General features: G+C 59.4%; 8 protein-coding genes. 4 read left to right on the top strand and 4 right to left on the bottom strand.

Annotation, left to right across the window (positions count from 1 at the left end; genetic code table 11):
• Positions 1 to 78: 78 nt before the first annotated feature.
• A complete protein-coding gene (locus tag J7E88_RS07930) occupies positions 79 to 2253 on the bottom strand; it encodes an ATP-dependent DNA helicase UvrD2 (RefSeq protein ID WP_215178691.1) in 2175 nt (724 codons plus the stop codon).
• Positions 2254 to 2411: 158 nt separating this feature from the next.
• Here J7E88_RS07930 and J7E88_RS07925 point away from each other — a divergent pair, with 158 nt between their 5' ends.
• Positions 2412 to 2675: a glutaredoxin domain-containing protein gene (locus J7E88_RS07925; RefSeq protein ID WP_215178689.1), complete on the top strand. Its 264-nt coding sequence runs from the start codon at positions 2412 to 2414 to the stop codon at positions 2673 to 2675.
• Positions 2676 to 2863: 188 nt separating this feature from the next.
• Here J7E88_RS07925 and J7E88_RS07920 read toward each other — a convergent pair whose 3' ends face one another.
• A complete protein-coding gene (locus tag J7E88_RS07920; RefSeq protein ID WP_215178688.1) occupies positions 2864 to 3448 on the bottom strand; it encodes an Lsr2 family protein in 585 nt (194 codons plus the stop codon).
• Positions 3449 to 4094: 646 nt separating this feature from the next.
• Between J7E88_RS07920 and J7E88_RS07915 the strand changes: the two genes are divergently transcribed.
• The 3 genes from J7E88_RS07915 (at position 4095) to J7E88_RS07905 (ending at position 8939) form a co-directional block, all read left to right on the top strand.
• The gene (locus J7E88_RS07915) at positions 4095 to 6308 is read left to right on the top strand and encodes a bifunctional DNA primase/polymerase (protein ID WP_215178687.1); all 2214 of its coding nucleotides are present in this window, start codon (positions 4095 to 4097) and stop codon (positions 6306 to 6308) included.
• 1204 nt (positions 6309 to 7512) lie between these two features.
• Positions 7513 to 7917, top strand: a complete 405-nt coding sequence (locus J7E88_RS07910; RefSeq protein WP_215178686.1) for a hypothetical protein — start codon at positions 7513 to 7515, stop codon at positions 7915 to 7917.
• A 2-nt stretch (positions 7918 to 7919) separates the two neighbouring features.
• Positions 7920 to 8939: a WhiB family transcriptional regulator gene (locus tag J7E88_RS07905; RefSeq protein WP_215178685.1), complete on the top strand. Its 1020-nt coding sequence runs from the start codon at positions 7920 to 7922 to the stop codon at positions 8937 to 8939.
• Positions 8940 to 9391: 452 nt separating this feature from the next.
• On the opposite strand, the gene J7E88_RS07900 is transcribed toward J7E88_RS07905, so the two are convergent.
• Positions 9392 to 15862 (bottom strand): LysM domain-containing protein, encoded by a 6471-nt coding sequence (locus tag J7E88_RS07900; RefSeq protein ID WP_215179019.1) that lies wholly within the window; start codon positions 15860 to 15862, stop codon positions 9392 to 9394.
• A gap of 417 nt (positions 15863 to 16279) precedes the next feature.
• Complete coding sequence (locus J7E88_RS07895) at positions 16280 to 16687, bottom strand: hypothetical protein (RefSeq protein WP_215178684.1); 408 nt, start codon at positions 16685 to 16687, stop codon at positions 16280 to 16282.
• Positions 16688 to 16716 lie beyond the last annotated feature (29 nt).

The raw sequence follows: 16716 nt of genomic DNA, 5'->3' as shown, positions 1-16716 counted from the left end.
AGAAGCCGCTGTTCTCGTGGTTAAGAACCTATGGGGCTTGCCTGGGCGCGCGCAAACTATTTTTTCGACGAGTTTGCATCAGTCGTCCTCCTCGGCCTCCACCGGCTCCTCACCTGCGCAAATGGCCAGCACGTCGGCTCCGAAGCGCTCCAGCTTACGGCCGCCGACCCCCGAGATGCCGGCCAACTCGCCCTCGCTGCCCGGCACTGCCTCCGCGATGGCCATCAACGTCTTGTCGGTGAAGACGCAGTACGCGGGCTGCCCGAGCTCCTTGGCCTGCTCCGAGCGCCACTCGCGCAGCCGCTCGTACAGGGCCTCGTCCATGCCAGAGGGGCAGTCCTCACAACGCATCAGCTTCATCTCACCGGCATCGGTGAGGGTCTTGCCGCAGACCCGGCACAGCACCGGGCCGCGCCGCTTGCGCCGACTGCCGCTGCCGCGCTCGACGGCGCCCGCGCCGCCGGCCGCGCGGGCGCCGGAAGCGGCCGAGCCGGGGCGCAGGCCGTTGAGGAAGCGGCTCGGGCGGCGGGAGGCACGGCCGCCGGGCGAACGGGACAGCGCCCACGAGAGGCACAGATGCAGGCGGGCACGCGTGACGCCCACATAGAGCAGCCTGCGCTCCTCCTCGATCTGTTCGTCCGTCTTGGCGTAGGTGATCGGCATCATGCCCTCGGTGAGACCGACCAGGAACACCGCGTCCCACTCCAGGCCCTTGGCCGAGTGCAGGGAGGCGAGGGTGACGCCCTGGACCGTGGGGGCGTGCTGGGCGGCGGCGCGCTCGTCGAGCTCGGCGACCAGGTCCCCCAGCGTGGCGCCCGCCTTGGCGCGGGCGAAGTCCTCGGCGAGGCGGACCAGGGCGGCGAGGGACTCCCAGCGGTCGCGCACGGCCCCCGATCCGGCGGGCGGCTCAGTCGTCCAGCCCTTGGTGGAGAGCACGGCCCGCACCTGGGAGGGCAGGTCCTCGGCGTCGTCGAGCAAGGAGTCGTTGGCCCCGGCCCGGGCGGCACCGCGCAGGGCGACCCCGGCCTCCCGGACCTCCTGCCGCTCGAAGAAGCGCTCGGCGCCGCGGAGCTGGTAGGGGACGCCCGCGTCGGCCAGAGCCTGCTCGTAGACCTCGGACTGGGCGTTGATCCGGTAGAGGACGGCGATCTCGCCGGCCGGGACGCCCGCGGCGATCAGGTCGCGGATGCGGCGCGCGGTGCCCTCGGCCTCGGCGGGCTCGTCCCCGTACTCCACAAAGGCGGGCTCGGGGCCGGGGTCGCGCTGCGAGATCAGCTCGAGGCGGTGCTCGGCGGCGCGGCCGCGGGCCTGGCCGAGCAGTCCGTTGGCCAGGTGGACGACCTGGGGTGTGGAGCGGTAGTCGCGGACGAGCTTGACCACGGTGGCGCCGGGGTGGCGGGTGCGGAAGTTCAGCAGGTGGTCGGGGGTGGCACCGGTGAAGGAGTAGATGGTCTGGCTGGCGTCGCCGACCACGCACAGGCTGTCCCGGCCGCCGAGCCACAGGTCCAGCAGTCGCTGCTGGAGCGGGCTGACGTCCTGGTACTCGTCGACCACGAAGTGCTGGTACTGGCGGCGTACATGGTCGGCAATGTCGTGGCGGTCCTGGAGGATGCCCACGGCGAGCAGCAGCACGTCCTCGAAGTCGATCGACGAGCGGTCGCGCTTGAGTTGCTCGTACATCGCAAAGATCTGGCTGATTTCCGCCGGATCGCGCGGGGCGTCCCGCAGGGACTTGGCGACCGCGGCCGGGTAGTCGGCGGGCACGGTCTGGGTGACCTTCGCCCATTCGATCTCGCTGGTCACATCCCGCAGCTCGTTCCGGTCCAGGCGGACGCGGCAGCGGGCGGCGGCCTCCGCGACCAGCTGGATCTTGCGCTCGAGGAGCCGGGGCAGATCGCCGCCGACGGCTTTCGGCCAGAAGTACTGCAGCTGACGCAGGGCGGCGGAGTGGAAGGTGCGGGCCTGGACGCCGCCGGCGCCGAGCTGGCGCAGCCGGCCTCGCATCTCACCGGCAGCCCGGTTGGTGAACGTGACGGCGAGCACACTGGCTGGCTGCAATATCCCCGCCCGGACGCCGTACGCGATGCGGTGGGTGATCGCGCGCGTCTTGCCCGTGCCGGCGCCCGCCAGCACGCACACCGGGCCGTGCAGGGCGGTCGCCACCTCGCGCTGCTCGGGGTCGAGCCCATCGAGCACCGCGTCGGCCGACTCGGGGACCTGCGGGAAGAGAGAGGAGTGCGTTGCTGCTGTCACCCTGCCATGCTGCCAGGTCCCAGGAGACGGGTGCGGCGGTTGTCCACAGGCGCCCGGTATCGGTCGTACGAATGCGGGTTCGGGAATCGCCGGGCGGGTCCCATACGTTCTAGGCCGAGGTGAACACGCACCCCGCGAGCTGAGGAGCAGAAGAGACGATGCAGGGCACTGTGACGATGTACAGCACCACCTGGTGCGGATACTGCCGCCGGCTGAAGAGCCAGATGGACCGCGAGGGCATCACGTACACCGAGGTCAACATCGAGCTGGACCCGGAGTCGGCGGCCTTCGTCGAGAAGGCCAACGGGGGCAACCAGACCGTGCCCACGGTTGTTGTTTTTGCCTCCGGTGAGGATACCCCCAAGGCAGTCATGACGAACCCCTCTCTTGCCCAGGTCAAGCAGGCTCTTGCCTCTGCCTGATCAGAGCCCCACAGACAGCCTGAGAGCCCCTAGGACGCGTTCCTAGGGGCTCTCGTGTGCCGTCGGCCAGCACGGGCCCTGCGTGCCCTCTGTGCGTCCACCAGGACGACGTGACACCCTGCATGACGAGAGCCCCCGCAACTACCCTGCGGGGGCTCTCACTGTGTCTCAGCCGGTACGGCTACCGACTACTCCGGCTTGGGGTCCTGGGGGTGCTTCTCGACGTACGCGGCTTCCCACGCACCCTTGAGAACTCCACGGTCCGGAACCTTCTCGCCGTGCGTCACGGACGCCGGAGCCTCGTTCGTGAGCCACGTGCGAACCCGACGACGCCACTCGGTCAGCTCGGGGTTCGGGCCGGTTGTCGACTTCTTCGCAGCGACGGTACGAGGGGCCGGAGCCTGGATTTCACGCGATGCGGTCAGGTACTTGTCGAGCGACTTCAGGAACGCGTCCCGGTTCTTCTTACCCAGGTCGATTTCCCGGTTCGAAACTTTCCAGTACCCCTCTTCCGCCTCGATGCCCTTTTCCTCGTCGGCTGCCACCGGCTCGACCCACACGGGGACCGAGAACCGAAGGGTCTGGACGTCGTCCGTCACAGCCTCCGTGACGTCGTCCACCTTCTCGACCTTGATGTACACCGACACGTTCCCGACACCCTCGACGTACGTCTGAGTCTCGGTCACGCCCGGCTGTCCGGCCTGGTCAGGAGCGACGGGGGTTGCCTTGATGCTCATCTTCGGAACCTCTCTGGTCGGGTTCGGCAGCCTCACTGACTACCGATACCCGGAGAGTAGGGGTATCGATACCCCGAGCACAAGCAGTATCAAGGAAGATATGCCTTCTCGGATACAAAACCGCAGGTCAGGATGCCGACTATGGGACGACTACCTAGCGGTATCCTGGTAGTACCGCAGGACGGAACGGCACCCGAGGGGCCCGGAACCGCCCGGTAGGAAGATCAGAAGGCAGATCTCACCGCAGGTCTGACCACACTCAACCCGCTACGGGTGGTATCCCCCTCAGTCGGTATTCTCGATAGTTCACATCTATCGCGTTGAGGTTTCTAATCACTCCGCCATAGATAGGGCTAGAACCCCTAACTCTTCCTGAGCCTTGCTCAGGGACTCTTTTTATCTGCACTCGGTACACCGGGTCTTACCCAAGGAGATACAGCCATGCCCATGGTTCCCAAGACTTTCAAGCTCCCCGACTACAAGGCACGCGCCCTGCACGACTATGCGCTTCAGGCTGGCAAGAACGACGGGGAGTTACTGCGAGAGCTAGTCGACCGGTACCTAGCTGAGAAGGGTTACGACCCTTTCAACTACGTCGCCCCGCTAACCCCGCCTACCCGCAACGCGCGATAACCCCTAAAGGACCGAGGACCCGTAGACGGGTCAGAACAGGAGAAGACCGATGCTATATCCAGAAGCGCAGACCTTATACATTCAGGCAGGCTGGACCGACAACTTCAACATCCTGCCCGTGAAGGGCAAGAGTCAGGACTTACCGCCCGGCTTCACCGGATACACAACCAATATCGCTACATCGCAGAACTACGAGTTATGGGCCCGAACCAAGCCTGAGTACAACATCACCCTTGCCCTACTCGCCGACAGTGAGTTTGTTCTCTTCGACGTCGACACCGACGCAGAGAAGGGTAAGCAGGGTTATGCCCAGTGGTTCGAGTTCTGGGATTCCCTCGGTATCGACTGCACCGAGATTGACGCACAGTGCTGGATCTCTTCATCTCGGGAGAACCCTTCGGCCCGAGGACAGCGTTTAGTACGCGTCCCCAAGGGCCTGGAATGGCCGAGCAAGCTAGACGCCGATATCGAGATCATTCGATACGGTCACAGGCACGCCGTTGTGTACCCGTCCATTCACCCTGACACCGGGGCACAGTACGAGTGGTACGCCCCCGGAGATACGGCAACCCCTTCCGCTCGTATCCCTACTCCGGCAGATATCACGTTCCAGCTTCCAGACGAAGCGGTACGGAAGATTACCGGCGGACTGAAGCGCAAGGAACGTCCAGCCCGTAAGGATATGGCCTGGACTGAGGTATCCGAATGGCTTCTCACTTGCCCGGATTCCGAGGGTTCCCTATGTGCCGACATGGCCGACCAGCTAGACCGGTCTAAGGACTTCATCCTTAACCGCCACAGTTATGGGCTAGACGTCCACCATGCCGCATTGAAGGGTACAGACGCTCTTATCCACCTCGGCCACGAGGGGCATAGCGGGGTCGTTACCGCCTTACAGGAACTGTTCGAGGTATTCCGTTCCGTCTCGTATTCCAGGGATTCAGACCCCACTCTTCACGCCGACGAGTGGAAGCGTCTTATTGAAGGGTCGGTAGCAAAGAAGCCAGGAACCCCAGATACGAAGTGCTGGTGTGGAATGAGCCTGAAGAAGAAGGAGAGCGGGGAGGAACCCGCTAGGGCTGAGAACTCCACCGATTCCCAGGAAGACGAATACCTGCGATTGGTAGAACGTCGGGCACTAGAGCTGAGCATTGACCGCGATGCACGGGCTTTAGTCGCAAGGCAGGCTATCGAGGGATTCGAGGACCAGAGCGTATCCGATGCGCTTGACGAAATCCTCGCCGGGGACGACGACCTAACGCCGACTATTGGCGAGTTAGTCGATAGTGACCGAGCCCTGTTCTACGAAGGACAGATTAACGGTATCTATGGCGACGGCGGTACGGGTAAGTCCCTATACGTGGCCTCACTCCAGGCCAAGGAACTCAACGCAGGTGGATTCGTCGTTCACTGGGAGTTCGACAACAACCCGACTAAGCGAATCGTTCGGCGTCTCGTTCAGGCCGGAGCCGACATTGACGCCATTCGATACCGCTTCAAGGTTCTGCGTTCCGTGGCTGACATGGAACGAGAGCTAACCGCCGACATTATCCGCACGGTAGCTCTCGTAACCCTGGACGCACTCACTCCCGCTATCGGTTCTCTCGGCGGGGACGTGAACTCTCCGACGGGTACGGACACGGTCTTTTCTACGTACCTGTCTCCGTTCACCATTCACGGAGCTTGCGGTATCTACATCGACCACGTAGGGCACGAGAACAAGGAACGGCAGTCGGGTTCTATCCGCAAGTTCCAGGCGACACAGGGAGCCCTTTACGAAATCAAGTCGAAGAAGAAGCCAGAGGTAGGCCGAGTAGGTCTAGCTGAGCTGATTCTTCGAAAGGATAACCAGGGTGGGGCTGGGTCTCTCGACCAGCGGGCAGCCTTCATTTCCTACGTATCCACCATGAACGGAACCCTCACGGTCGGGGCCTACCAGGCACAGCCGGGCCTTACCGAAGAACTCGGTATCGACCTGAAGGCAGCCTCCAATACTGCTGCACAGAAGGCCGAGTACAACGATAAGGCAGTTCTTTGGGCTATCAAGGATATGGGCCACTCGTCCAATGTGGCGGGTATCCATCAGCACCTTCAGTCCACGGGTATTGATGAACTCCGCCTCACCGAGAAGGCAGTAAGGACAGCGGTAACCCGGCTCGAAAGCAGGGGCCGACTGTCCGAGGACAAGCACATTGCCGATATTCAGCCAAAGGGCGGCCGACCATCGGTCTTCTACAAGGTGACGAGTCCTTCTTACGAGTAAGAAACTGATGGGCCAGCCATACGGGCTGGCCCCTTCTGAAGGAGATATACACAGTGAAGGCTAAATGCCGATTCCCGGACTGCGGCCGAGAACTCCGCTCACGGGGGTATTGCAACGGCCACTACGTCCAGTGGACAAGGGGCCAGACCCTCAAACCACTACGTCCCAAGAGGGCCAAACACACGGGGTGTGCTGAAACGGGTTGCCCCCGAGACCACTACGCCAAGGGGTATTGCCATCAGCACTATGCCCGCAGTCGCCATGTCAGCCAGGGAATTACTCCCCCACCAGTGGAGGAGAATGCCCGCGAGATCTCCGGTTTCCCTGGCTATTGGGTCACCGACACAGGCAAGGTTTGGTCAGGACGTCAGGGCGGGCGATGGATGAAGCCGGGGCTAACAGGTGGTGACCGCCAATACGCCTCCGTCACTATTCGGGATGAAACCGGGCTCGTATGCTGTCGCCGCATTTCGCGTTTAGTGCTGACTGCATTCGTAGGGCCCTGCCCAGGACCCGAGTACCTAGCCCTTCACGGACCAAACGGCGCTTCTGACAATAGCCTCGCCAATCTCTCTTGGGGCACACAGGTGCAGAATATGGCGGATCGAAAGCGAGACGGCACACATATCGAAGGTGAAGCAGCCTATAACGCCAAGCTCACCGAGGACGACGTAAGGGCTATTCGCCGAGAGTACGGAGACCCGAGCCGCTACAACCGAGGTCTAGTGCCCTTATCCCATCTAGCCGAGAAGTACGGAATCAACAAGATGACTGTGCGCCGAATAGTAAACCGGGAGGCATGGAAGCACGTCAACTGAGGTTTACGAGTTCCGGAAAGCGGCGCGAAGTATCTGTGCCAAACTATACGTATAGCAACAAGGAATAGCGGGGAAGACGCGATGAATACCAGAGAGGACACACACCCCATGGAGAATCGCAATGCCTTACAACGGCGTACTACTGAAGCAGGAACACGACCCAATCCGAACCCAGGCACGTGAAGAACTCTGGGCCCGAGTCCAGTTCGACAACTTCGACCCTGACGAACTGGCCTCGGTACCTCTAGAGGATCTGATGTTCCTTTGCGCGAGGACTGAAGCCCATCACTACAACGATGTATGGGCCCGTACTCAGAACAACGACGATAGCGACAAGGGTACAGCAAATGATGAGTAATGCGGCATCGCCCCTATTCCTCGCGCATGTGAAGCGGGCAACCGATAGCTTCGAGGACTTCCAGCTAGTATCGGCCTTATTCAAGATGCTCGACCTAACAGGCACTTTCGCGGTAATCGACGGTATTCGATGCTGGGTTGAGGGACGAACCCATGACGGACCTAACCGCATCATCGTTCCTTGTGAAGTGCCGTCCGACGTCGAGGGGTTCAAAGACTACTTACGAACCCTCGCCGATACCCCCGAGGACGCCACAGACGCGTTTCTAGGGCTGGTTGGAAACGTCGGCAACATCCTGGAAGCCATCTTCTCCGAGAAGGGCTGGAAGGCCGTACGTACGGCTTCCTGGCCGGGATTCTTTGAAGCCTACTTCCAGTACGAGCCGGTATACGCGGGCCCCGGAGGCTACCTCTACGAAATGTGGAGGGCGTAACCGTGTACAGCTTCAACCTTACCTATGACCCATGGGAGTTCGAATATGACGAACTCTCCGAGGACGACACACGAGAGACCTATTCCAGTGATGAACGTTTCGGGCCTGAACGACAGGCTGACAGGGAGTTGACCCGAGAAATGACCAAGTATGCCGCTGCCCCCCATGCCAGCGTTGATTGGAGTCGCGCCGCATGTGAGGAGATCCGCCTAAAGGAACTCGGTATCCACCCCGACCAGTGGCATTCTCCGTGGGATTCCAAGCCTTCTGCCGAGGCCGCCGGTACCTGCTTTGAGTGCCCAATCAGGCTTCAGTGCCTGAAGTACGCCTGCACTAACAAGGAAGAGGGCGGTATCTGGGGAGGCTTACCGGCTCGTATCCGTACCGGGTTCACTCGTGAACATCGGGCACACGATTACGAAGTTCTGTCGGCACTGGATAACCCATACGACACCGACAACGGCTCTTACGCCAGTTTCAACCTTCTCGACTGGACACCGGGCATCAACTACGAGGGCGACAAGGTCGAGATGCCCGAAGGTACCCCGATTCCCGGACATGCCGAGTACATGGCCACGGCCAACGGTCAGATCTGGCACATGCACCGTAAGGCGCGAATCCTGTACACCGTTGACAAACGAGGTCACCTAATAGTCCGCCTACGCAGGGAGGGCACCAACGACTATTCCAGGGTTCGCGTCGACCACATCATTTCGACTACTTACCTGGATTACCCGGCAGACTCCGGCTATGTGGTCCACCACATCAACGGCGACGCTACCGATAACAGGGTTGAGAACCTGACTTGGGAGCCTTTACCCGAAAACCCTGATAGGACACGCCGGCTCGCAGGTCCCATTAGCCACAGGGAAAACAAGAAGCTGACCGCCGAGCAGAAAGACGAGATTCGACGGGAGCACTTAGAGAAGGGCACTTCACACCTAGCTCTAGCAGAGGCATACGGTGTGGCCCGAACCACTATCGGCAACATTCTTCGCGATTCCGCAGAGGAGAACCAGTGAACACAGCAGACCTACTAGAAGCACTTGCGGCCGGAGCTATCGGGTTCGTCCTCGTAGCCGGTATCGCAACTCGAATCGCCATCAAGCGACTACGTCGATTACTGAACCCATTACCCGAGAGCCAGTCATGATTAGCTGCACCTTCGACTGCCCACGGAAGGCGTCGGGTACTTGCTATTCCGTTCACGGATGCCGTTGTGAAGTCTGCCGGGCAGCTAATGCAGCTCGGGTACGCAGGCGCACGCGTGAACGCGACCCGTCGACCCTACCGCCGGAAAAGCACGGCAAGGCGTCCACCTATAAAAACTGGAACTGTCGATGTGCCCCTTGCAAGAAGGCTTGGGCAGATGCCTCACGCGACTACTACCACCGAAGCAAGGTGAAGAAGTCCGAGGAAGCATAGAGACAAGGAAACCCCCTCCCATATCGGGAGGGGGTTTTCTATGCCCTGCTTACCTGTGAGCCTTATCGTCTCGGCGGATCTCTTCCTTGATCTCCTTGGCGAGAGCCTTAGCGATAGCGCGACGATCGGCAGAGCTACTGAGGTTCATACCCGTACCGTCCACGTGTACAGCGATGCTGTACGAACGCTTATCGATGTACGTAGAAGTCCCTGAACGGCTCTGTGTCGGCACAGACGGAGCCTGTACGGCCACAGAGGCAGCCGCACCGGCCGGAGCCCCTACAAGGGTCCTCATAGCCGTTCCGACGTCGCCGGTACGCGCACCGAGCTGGTTCACGAGACCATCGGCCGTGAAGTCAGCAACGCGCATCATGACGCGAGAAGGTGACTTGATGCCGAGAGCCTGCTTAATAGCCTTTTCCATTGCCTGAGCAATCTTCAGCATCTGGGCTTCAATAGCCTTCTGCTGATCCTCAAGACCCTTGACTAGACCCTGAGCGGCATTTACGCCTGCGCCGTACATACCCTGAGCCGCCGCAGTTCCGGCCTTGTTAGCCGCAGTGGTGAGCTGACCCTGAAGGGAATTGAGCTGGGCAAGCTGTTCCGGAGTCATGTTCAGAACGGTCTGGGCTGTCGCCATTCCACCGCCCGTGATTCCGGCCTCGGCAATCTGGCCGATCAGATCTCCGCTAACTCCCTTTGCCTTGAGCTGTTCAAGCATCTTGGCAAAGTCCTGAGACCTAGTGACATCCTTCTGAAGCTGGTTCAGAAGGGTTGTGCCACTGGTTCCATAGGAACCAATCTTGGTGATCTTTCCGAAGTCGAGTACGGCTCCGGATACCGAATCCTTCAGACTGTCGAACTTCTGCTTTACGTCGTCCAGAGCCTTCTGAGCATCCACCAGCTTGGCGCTAACTCCGTCCAGGTTCTTCTGGAGTGGAGTCATAGCCTTAATCACCGTATTGAGGCGACTCAGCATCGCAGTTTCGGCACTGCCCTTGAAGGCCGCGCGAATCTGGTTGGCCAGCTCGTAGAAGTTCTGCATCAGATCCGAAATGCTGTCGGCACCTGTAAGGGAACCGATGATTTCGGGGCGGTAGTTCGTGGCACCCGTAGCGTTCGACGCCTTAGAAGCCTCGCTGATAGTAACGATGCCCTTTAGAGCGTTGATACCGTCGGCACTCTGAATACCGCTCTTGCCGACCTTGGACATACCCGGCAGAGAGAATCCACCAGAGCCAGAGCCACCGCTAGAACCGCTACCGCCGGTTGCCTTCTTGATTACGAGGGTCATACCCGCGTAAATCTTGTTGGCATCCTTGATGGACTTATTCAGCTCCATCAGGGCCTTGACGGTAGTACCGAACCTAACGGCGATCTCGGAGAGGGTATCCCCGTACTTCACCTTGTAGGTAGTACCCACAGAACCGCCGGTAGCGAATCCTGGGATACGACCGGAGTTGAGGGCACTCAGGTAACCGGTACCGAGCTTCTTAACGGCAGCGGCACGGATTACGTACTCACCGTTAGAGAGCATCGCGGCCACTCGGTCCGAAGTAGGACCACCAGGGCCAGAGATGTAACCACCCTTGGCCTTACCGCCGACGAACCCATACCAAGAGGTGAACATTCCATCGTTGTATCCACGCGCGCTACTACCGACACGAACACCCGCACTACCACCAGCGGACTCGACGTTAGTACGGCCGATAGTTCCCGCAGTATGGCCGACACCAGCGTGAGTAATACCCACCTTGAACGGTGCGTTAGCCCCAGCCTTCCAACCCGGCGGGGTTCCGCCGTTGAATGCGTGAGTACTCCACCTGCGGTGAGGCTTCTCGCCACGGATAACCGACTCGATAGCGGACATGAATCCAGAGCAATCCCAGCTCGGATTACCATTTCCGCCCCACTGATACGGCTTACCGTGCTGAGTCTTAGCCCAACGCAAACCGGCAGAAGCAGAACCGGCCCCGCCGAAGTTGTCCTTAACGAACTTCTCGACGTTGCTGCGAATGTGCCGCATACCCTGACGCTGAACATCCTTCATCGCAGATCCGCCAGAGCCGCTATCGATAAGCGGCATGACGTAGTTGTCGAAGATGAAGTTGGTCATGCGCTTAACGTCCGCGTCGGAACCCTCGCCCATGATCTTGTTCAGAGCATCGGCGGACGGAACTCCGACTACACCACCAGTAGCGAACCTCGGCATATTGATACTGATACCGCCGCCGACATGTCCACCCTTGGCGAATCCAGTGAAACCGGCTCCATCATGCGGCATACGACCCTGGTTAACCGCGCTCATGAAGTTCACGCCGAACTTATCCACGGCCTTGGCCTGCATAACGAACTCGCCGTTAGAAAGCCTTGCCGGGATACTGTCCGAAGTCTTGGTACCCGATCCGTATACCGGACCACCGCTAGCGAATCCTGCGACGGAGATACCGCCTACCTTGGAACCTCCGCCTAGCTTGCCCATGATGGCATTCATGGCACCTACGACACCCCGGTTAATAACGGTGTGTACGAGGTAGCTAACCGGCGGCTTGAACTTCGGGCTCAATCCTCCCCAAGCAGAACCCATACCGTCACGGGCTCGCCCGATAGTCGATACAGACTGCTTCTGGAAGCTATTGGTAGCCGTATTGATGGCGGAGTAGGTAGCACGAGTGCGGGAAGTCATGCCGGACTTCCAGCCGTCCCAGACACGCTGTGTCTGAGAGCTGGTCGCGGTCGTCCTGGTCGTCTGTGTCCGGCTGAAGGTGTTGGTCAGAGAGCCAACAGCCTTGTAGGTCGCGTCAGTTCGACCACGCATACCGGATGCCCAGGCATCCCAAGCCTTACGGCTGCCTGTGCTGGCCCCTGAGAGCCCCGTAGAGAGCTTCTGGCCGAACCCTGTGGTGTCGGCCCCCATCGAGTCGTACGCACGGCTTACGCCGGACTCCAGAGCCTTGAAGTTCTCCAGGGCAGAAGCCACAGGCTTACCTGTGGCGTCCTGGACCGTGAAGGTTCCGGTCTTGGTAGCGGCGGACACTCCGGCACTGCCAGAGCCCCCACCAGAGCCCACAGAGCCACCCTTGGCGAACCTCGGGAACTGCCCGGTGTTGATGAGCCGCATAAGGCCAGTGCCGTACTTGGAGACGGCAGCAGCACGCATGACGAACTCGCCGTTCGACAGCAGCGCCGGAACTCGGTCGGCAGTCGGGCCACCAGGACCAGAGACGAACCCCGGTACCGGTCCACCAGAGGCACGACGGATGACCCCGCCGTATCGCTTGCCGGAGAAGCGATCTGCCTGCTTCTGGATAGCGTCGGCCGCAGCACTGGCACTCTGCTCAGAGAATCCAGCGATGATCGAAACAGTGACGGTCTTAGGCAGCTTCTTATCAAGAGAACTCTTGGCGTTATCGATACCGCCGCTGGTCTTATCCAGAGCTTCTAGAGATACCTTGCGCTTCTGCTTCAGGTCATCGAGGGCCTTCTGTGCCTTATCGATTTCGTCCTGGAGCTTCTTCTTATCAGCCCCTACCGCTGTCTTCTTCTTCTGCTTGAGAGAATCGACCTTCTCCTGAGCAGTCTTGATCTTGTCGGTAATCTCGACAATGCTCATCAATACTTCGACGCGCTTGTCAGTCAGCTTGTAGTTCTGGAGATCTCCAAGCTGAGTCTTAGCCCCTGCTGTCTTAGCGATGACGGAGAAACTACCGTCGGGAAGCTGAGTTACCTTGAATCCGAGATCCTGAAGGGCGGCGATAGCCGGACCGCTCAGGGTATCTACCTTGATTTCCTTCTTATCCGGGGCAGCCTTGAACGCTTCGGCAACAGTACGGAGCTGACCGCTTGCCTGATCCTTGACGAGAAGTAGAAGTTCCTTCTTGGAAGGGATCTTCAGGTAGTCGTTAGCCAACTGGGTAGCCGCAGTGCGGTTAAGCCCCATGGCAACGGCGTTATCGATGAATGTCTTCCGGCCGTCCTGGAAGATCTTGTTAGCGTTCGCCCAACTACCAGTTGCCTGATAGCTAGCTAGTCCAGCCTTCTCAGTATTGGTTGCGAGAGTACGCAGGCCATTAGCCGCTTCACGCTGAAGGTCGGTGTTCTCAGACAGAACACCGTTCTCGTAGGTGAGGTTAATACCGCGCTTCTTGGCGATAGCTGCGACGTCGTCGGCTGCACGCTCGTAATCACCCAATGCCGCACCGGCATCACGGTTGGCGTTGTTCAGCGCAAACAGAGACTTAACGAGACCGTCAGTATCAGCCTTGAGTTCTTCCAGTCGCCTACTGGTGGACATGGCGGCATTACCGAATGTCCCCATGGTTTCGGCTGCCCACTGGTTTGCAAGTCGCTGATCCTCTAGCGCCTGCTTGTAATCCTTGAGCTTTTCCTCAACCTTGCCGGTATCTTCGCCCTGCTTCTTGAGGCTCTTCAGGATTCCTTCCAGAGCCGCCTGAGCATACTTGGCGTTTCCACCCTGGACCATGTCGGCAAGGGCATCGTCGAGGGCGTTTACCTTGTCCTCGAATTCCTCGGTAGCTTCGCCACCTTCGAGGAGTCCGCCGGACCACTTCTTACCCCAGTTGTTGATGCTCTCGGCAACGCTTGGGTTGGTAACGGCGTGAAGGCTATCCCCGAGCTTCTGGAACTTCTGACCGAACTTATCGGCCAGTTCTCCGGTTACCTTGCCGGTCTTACCGAAAGTATCCAGAGCCTTAGTCAGCTTGTCGACGTCGGGGGCCTTCTCCTTGCCCATGGTCGCGAGCTTGTTGATTACGAGGACGACGGCAGAGAGAACGGCTAATACGACGGTTGCCTTCTGGAGAACCGACATAGCCGCAGCCACACCACGAATAGCGGTAGCTACACCCGTCATACGGGCAGCGGTCACGAACCTAGTCAGACTCGCTACAGCGGCAGAACCAGTAATAGCAGCCCAACCGGCACCGGCCAGAGACATAACCTTCATGGCTCCGGCTACACCGAGGATTGTTGCAATGATCTCGTCAGGGATAGCGAGAACCAGGCGGGCGAATCCGTCGGCAATCTTCAGAACCAGTGCGAACAGTGGTCCCGCATTGTTCATCAGCTTGAGGGCGGCCTCACCAAGTCGACCCAATACCTCGGCCAACTCCGGACCTGTGGAACTGACCTGGTCGGCAAACCTCTGCCATTCGGGGTTGTTACCAATCTTGCGGAAGAACCCGACGATTGCGTCTGCCGAACGATTGATATTCCCCTGTAGCTCGCCAGAGGCGAACATACGGTCAACCTTGGCGTTAAGGCTATCGACGCCCCTACCCGCCGCAGTGGTCATACGCAGGAATAGCGGACCAGCGGCAATAGTGGTCTTGGTCCACATGCTCAGGAACTGAGCAGGCATAGAAACGATAGGTTCGAAGGCAAGCTGAAGTCCGCCGAAAGCCTTCTTCAAGGTATCGGTACGAGAGAGGCTCTCAACCATGGCCATTGAACTCTTAGCCATACGGTTGAGCTGAATAGCAGTACCACCGAGACCGCCCTGAAGGTCAGGAATAGTCTGCTTAGCCATAGACCGGAAAGAATCGTCCAGGTCGGAGAACATAACCTCCTGGACGGCGCTCTGCATCTCCTTGAAAGCGCCCTTACTGGATACGACCGCTTCAACGAAGTTCCGGGCCTGTGGGGTGAGCTTGTCTAGAGCTTCCTCGAAGTCCTCCGCGCTTTCTGCGGACATGGCAATAGCGTGGGCGACGCCATTACCGGCAACGGCCACTGTGCCCAAAGTCAGGGCAAGGCTAGAAACCATAGGCACCGATACCAGGGCGGCCGGGCCTACGGCCTGAAGCATATTGATGACGGTTCCGATAGCCGGAGCTACAGCACCGAGGCTAGCGACAATGACGCCTGCCCACATACGCATACGTCGGCTCATACCGCTCGCTGCGTTGTTCACCTGGGTAATAGTGCGTAGAAGCGCCGGGTTACCGTCGACACGTACCGGGATAACGAAGTTCTGTCCGGCCTGAGCCGCAAGAATTGCGGCCCGGAGCTGCTGACGCAGGCCGGTTGTATCGAGGTCGACACCGACCTTTACCTTGACGCCCTCGGCTGCCTTAGCGAGCTTCTCACGCAGTTCTGCACGTAGGCCGACAGCATCGATCTTCAGACCGACCTTTCCCTTAGCTCCCTTGGAAGCTCGGGTAATGGCCTTCTCGATATCGGTACGTAGGCGTGTCGAATCGACCCCTAAGCGGAACTGCCCACGGCTTCCCTTAGTGGCTTCCTTGACTGCCTTAGTTACCTCGCTACGGAGTCGGCCAGAGTTCACACTCAGGCTGAACTTTCCGGCCTGCCCCCTGGTAGCAGCAGAAACCGCCCGCTGTACTTCGCTGCGGAGCCCCTTGGTATCGGCCTTAATCTTGACCTGACCCTGAAGCCCGCGAAGTTCACGGACGATTCCAGCCTTAGCGTCCCGCCTTAGCCCCTTGGTATCAGCACTGATTTCTACCCAGGCACTTGCGATACGGAATCCGGTCGCCATACCTATTCAGCCTCCAATGCTGTACCTCGCGCTACGCGGTTTCGTATTCGAATAGACTCCCTAAGCCTTGCTGCGTACTTTCTCGGTTGAGATTCTGCATAGCTGAGACGTCCGGACTAGAACCCCGAGATCGGGATAGCGCTTCGGACATCGATAGGGATTCACCGGGGGTGAACCCGCCGGTATCGTCGGAGTAGTCGGCTTCATACTCCGGATAAGAAGATGTATCCGCTTCCTGCTCGGCCAGCATGGTTGCTCGTACAGCCGAGTTCGGATACTTGGGAAGGCGGCTAGCGTACTTGAGGTACTTGGCGCACGTATCGAACCATTCGAGTTCCTTGCCATAGATAGCCAGGAAGTCACATTCGATATCGTCGCGGTAGTTAACAACCCACAAGTAAGGCGCTAGCCGTTCCGCTACTTTCCCGCCGAGCTATCTTCGCCGGTAAGCTCGGCAATGACCATATCCAGAACCTGCGAAAGAACCTCGTCGGTAAGGTCTTCCCAAGCTAGAAGGCTCTCTAGCTTGCCCTTGCCTAGAGTCTCCTCTAACAGAACGAGCGCACCCGCATACTCGCCGTACTTACGGATAGCGTCGTTGTATCGAACGAGGATGATGCCGTCTACCTTCTCAGGTACGGAGTATTCCTCGTCATCGATAGTGAACAGTGGCTTACGAGGTACTTCTACCCGCTCAGCCTTGGTCTTGCTCCTGAAAGCGACAACAGTAGGACCGTTGTTAACGGCCTCGTCGGTCTCGACCTCAACCGGCTTAGTTGCTGCTGTCTTGCGTGCTGTTGCCATTTCCTGAGTCTCCTCACTCATTCGATGTATCTCCCTTGCTACTCAAGGAA

The sequence above is a fragment of the Streptomyces sp. ISL-10 genome (assembly GCF_018614575.1).
Lineage (GTDB): Bacteria > Actinomycetota > Actinomycetes > Streptomycetales > Streptomycetaceae > Streptomyces.
This window is presented reverse-complemented; position numbering and strand designations above follow the sequence as displayed.